Here is a 4,668-nt window from a genome sequence, read left to right as displayed (position 1 = left end):
GTTGCGCCGGGCTGGCGTGTCCTCGTTCGGGATCAGCGGCACCAACGCCCACGTCATCCTCGAACAGCCCGAACCGGTCACCGCGCCGGAGGCCGGTGGGGACGGCATCGCTTCCTTGGCGCCGGGCGTCGTGCCGTGGGCGCTGTCCGGGCGTACGCAGGAGGCACTGCGGGCCCAGGCAGCCAGGCTGCTGGCCCTCGTCGAGGCCGAGCCCGCACTGCGCGCGGTGGACCTGGGCTTCTCCCTCGCCACTCAGCGCTCGCTCTTCGACCACCGCGCGGTGGTGCTGGCGGACGACCGCGAGACCGCGGTACGCGGCCTCGCCGCCGTGTGCGTGGGCGAGCCCGACCCGGCCGCTGTCGTCGGCCGGAACGAGCCGGGCCGTACGGCGTTCCTGTTCTCGGGCCAGGGTTCGCAACGCCTGGGTATGGGCCGTGAGTTGTACGCGCGATTCCCGGTGTTCGCCGAGTCCTTCGACGCGGTGTGTGCCGGGCTGGACGAGCACCTGGACCGTCCGCTGCGGGACGTGGTGTGGGGCGAGGACGAGTCGGTTCTCAACGGCACGGCCTACGCGCAGGCGGGCTTGTTCGCGGTCGAGGTGGCGTTGTTCCGGTTGGTGGAGTCGTGGGGTGTGCGGCCGGAGTTCGTGGCCGGGCATTCGATCGGTGAGGTGGCGGCGGCTCATGTGGCCGGGGTGTTCTCGCTGGCGGACGCCTGTGCCCTGGTCGCGGCGCGTGGTCGGTTGATGCAGGCGTTGCCTGATGGCGGCGCGATGGTGGCGGTGGAGGCCACCGAGGCGGAGGTGCGGGAACACCTCGGATCCGCCGAGGCTGTGTCGGTCGCCGCGGTCAACGGTCCGTCTTCCGTGGTGGTGTCGGGTGTCGAGGCCGCGGTGGAGGGTGTGGCGGAGGTGTTCCGTGGTTTGGGGCGGCGTACGTCCCGGCTGCGGGTGTCGCACGCGTTCCACTCGCCGTTGATGGAGCCGATGCTCGCGGAGTTCCGGGAGGTGGTGGCGGGGCTGTCGTTCGCTGAGCCGGGGCTTGCGGTGGTGTCGAACGTGAGTGGCCGGATCGCGGAGGCCGGTGAACTGGTCACCCCGGACTACTGGGTGAGTCATGTCCGGGAGGCGGTGCGTTTCGACGACGGGGTGCGGGTGCTGGTGGAGCAGGGCGTGTCCCGGTTCCTGGAGCTGGGTCCCGATGGCGTGCTGAGCGGTATGGCGCGCGAGAGCGCGGGTGAGGACGCGGTCCTGGTCCCGCTGCTGCGCAAGGACCGCGAGGAGGTCACCGCCGTCCTGGCGACTCTCGCCCAACTGCACGTGTGCGGCGTCGTCGCCGACTGGGCCGCCGTCCTCGACGGCACCGGCGCCCGTGCCGTCGAACTGCCGACGTACGCCTTCCAGCACGAGTACTTCTGGCCGACGGGTACCGTCGCCGGCACCGGTGACCTCCGGCTGGCCGGCATCGGCGCGGCGGGGCACCCGCTGCTCGGGGCGGCCGTCGAACTGGCCGGTGGCGACGGGCTGGTGTTCACCGGTCGGCTGTCGACGCAGTCGCACCCGTGGCTGGCGGATCACGTGGTCCAGGGCGCCGTGCTGGTGCCGGGCACGGCCCTGCTGGAACTCGCCGTCCGGGCCGCCGACGAAGTGGGCTGCGACGCCGTCGAGGAACTGACCCTGCCCGTACCGCTGGTACTGCCGGAACGCGGCGCCGTACGCATCCAGGTGAGCGTCGGCGAGCCGGACGACTCCGGCCGTCGTACGGTCACGGTGCACTCCCGGAACGACGCCGGGGACGAGCCGCAGCCCTGGACCCTCCACGCCGAGGGCGTGCTGGTGCCGGACGCCGTGACCCCCGACTTCGACGCCTCGGTGTGGCCGCCCCGCGACGCCACACCGGTGGACGTGACCGACTGCTACGAAACGCTCGCCGACGCCGGTCTCCGCTACGGCCCGGCCTTCCGGGGCCTGCGCGCGGCCTGGCGGCGCGGCGACGAGGTATTCGCCGAGGTCGCCCTGGGCGACGAGACGGACGGTGCGCCCTTCGGCCTGCACCCGGCGCTCTTCGACGCGGCCCTGCACGCCTCCTTCGCCTTTGGAGACGACGACGCGCCGGGTGGGGTGCCGTTCGTCTGGGAAGGCGTGTCGCTGCACGCGTCCGGCGCGTCGGTGCTGCGGGTCCGGCTGACCCGGACCGGGGACGACACGCTTGGCGTGCGGTTGGCCGATCCCACCGGGGCGCCCGTCGCCTCCGTGGAGTCCCTGACGGTTCGAGCGGCCACCGGCGGCGTACGTACCGACGACGCCGCCCGGTCGCTCTACCGCGTGGAGTGGGTCGCGGGACGGGACGCCGAGACCGGTGCCGCGGCGGGGCCGGTCGGCGTGCTGGGCTCGGACGGCGCGGGACTTGCGGGGATCACGGGCCTGTCGGGGGACGGGTTCGTGACGTACGCCGGTCTGGAGGAGCTGGCCGGTGTCGACGAGGTGCCCAGTACCGTACTGGCCGACGTCTGCGCTCTCTTCGATGGCGCTGACGTGGTCGATTCCGCACACGGTGCTGCGGCGCGGGCACTGGACCTGGCGCGGTCGTGGCTGGCGGAGGAGCGGTTCGCGGACTCCCGCCTGGTCTTCGTCACCGGGAGCACCGGGGGCACTGCAAGCGCCGGGGGTACTGGAGGTGCTCAGGACACCGAGGGGGCCGCAGGCACTCAGGGCGCTGAGGGTGCCCGCAGGCTGATCGCCGCTCCCGTGCGGGGCCTGGTGCGTTCCGCGTCGTTGGAACACCCCGGACGCTTCGGACTGCTGGACGTGGAGCGCGGTACGGCCGCCGCAGCGGTGCGCGCCGCCCTCGCCGTCCTCACCGCGGACGAGCCGGAGGCCGTCGTACGGGACGGCGACGTACGGGTGCCGCGGCTGGCCCGGACGGTTCCGGCCGACGCCGCCGCGGACCAGCGGACCGAAACCGCACCTGCGGGCCTGCGTGACGGCACCGTGCTGGTGACCGGCGGCACGGGCGGTCTGGGCCGCGTCGTGGCCCGGCACCTGGTGGTCGAACACGGTGCGCGGGACCTGCTGCTGGTGAGCCGGCGCGGTCCGGCGGCCGAGGGCGTCGACGCCCTGAGGGCCGAACTGTCCGACCTGGGCGCCCGTGTCTCGGTCGCCGCGTGCGACCTGGCCGAGCGTACGGCCGTGGACGCCTTGCTGGCCGGACTGCCGGCCGACCGGCCGCTGCGTGCGGTGGTGCACGCGGCCGGTGTGCTGGACGACGGCATGGTCGAGTCGGTCACGTCGGAGCGGTTGGCGGGTGTGCTGCGTCCGAAGGTGGACGCGGCGTGGAACCTGCACGAGGCGACCAGGGACCTCGGCCTCGACGCCTTCGTTCTCTTCTCCTCGGTGGCGGGAACGTTCGGCAGCGCTGGACAGAGTGCCTACGCGGCGGGCAACGTCTTCCTGGACGCGCTCGTGGAGCACCGCCGCGCATTGGCCCTGCCCGCCGCCTCCCTGGTGTGGGGGCCGTGGGCGCAGGACGCGGGGATGACGGAAGGGTTGTCGGAGACGGACCGGCGGCGTATCGCGCGCTCGGGTCTGCCGGCGGTCACGGCGGAGCAGGGGACGGCGCTGTTCGACGCCGCGCTGACCTCCGGTGAGGCGGTCGTCCTGCCCATACGCCTCGACCTGGCCGCGCTGCGCGGCCAGGAGGACGTCCCGCACCTGCTGCGTGGTCTCGTCCGCACCCGCAGGCGTCGTTCGGCGGCCGGGGGAACGGCGGCGACGGCGGGTCTGGTGCAGCGTCTGGAGGCGCTGGGCGCCGAGGAGCGGCGGGAGGTCCTGCTCGATCTGGTGCGGGGTCAGATCGCGGTGGTGCTGGGGCATTCCGGTGCGCAGACCGTGAACCCCGACCGGGCGTTCCAGGACCTGGGCTTCGACTCGCTGACCGCGGTGGAGCTGCGCAACCGGCTGGGCAAGACCACCGGTCTGCGGCTGTCCGCGACCGTCGTCTTCGACTACCCGACGGCCCATGCTCTGGTGGGATATCTGCTGGACGAGTTGTTCGGTGGGGTGGAGTCGGCCGTGGCGGTGTCGGCGTTGCCGTCGGTGGCGGATGATCCGGTGGTCATCGTGGGGATGGCGTGTCGTTATCCGGGTGGGGTGGCTTCGCCGGAGGATCTGTGGCGGGTGGTGTCCGAGGGTGTGGATGCCGTCACCGAGTTTCCGTCGGATCGTGGTTGGGACATCGACACCCTCTACAACCCTGATCGTGGGGTGGCGGGTACGACGTACACGCGGTCGGGTGGTTTCCTGCATGACGCTTCGGAGTTCGATCCTGAGTTCTTCGGGATGAGTCCGCGGGAGGCGGTGGCGACGGACGCGCAGCAGCGGTTGCTGCTGGAGACGACGTGGGAGGCGATCGAGCGGGCCGGGATCGACCCGGTGTCGCTGCGGGGCAGCCAGACCGGTGTCTTCGCCGGCGTCATGTACCACGACTACGCCAACCTGCTGGCCGGTCCCGAGTTCGAGGGTTACCAGGGCAGCGGCAGCGCGGGCAGCGTGGCCTCGGGCCGGGTGTCCTACACGTTCGGGTTCGAGGGCCCGGCAGTGACCGTGGACACGGCGTGCTCGTCGTCCTTGGTGGCGTTGCACTGGGCGGCGCAGGCGTTGCGCTCGGGTGA

General features: G+C 72.7%; 1 protein-coding gene. It reads left to right on the top strand.

Annotated features, from left to right (window positions below; translation table 11 throughout):
• The coding region (locus ACFYXC_RS41725) for an SDR family NAD(P)-dependent oxidoreductase (protein WP_389558368.1) at positions 1-4,668 on the top strand (4,668 nt) is incomplete at both ends.

This window comes from Streptomyces sp. NPDC002701 (assembly GCF_042889045.1).
GTDB lineage: Bacteria > Actinomycetota > Actinomycetes > Streptomycetales > Streptomycetaceae > Streptomyces.
Note: the sequence above shows the minus strand (reverse complement) of the source record. Positions and strands in the feature narration are given on the sequence as shown.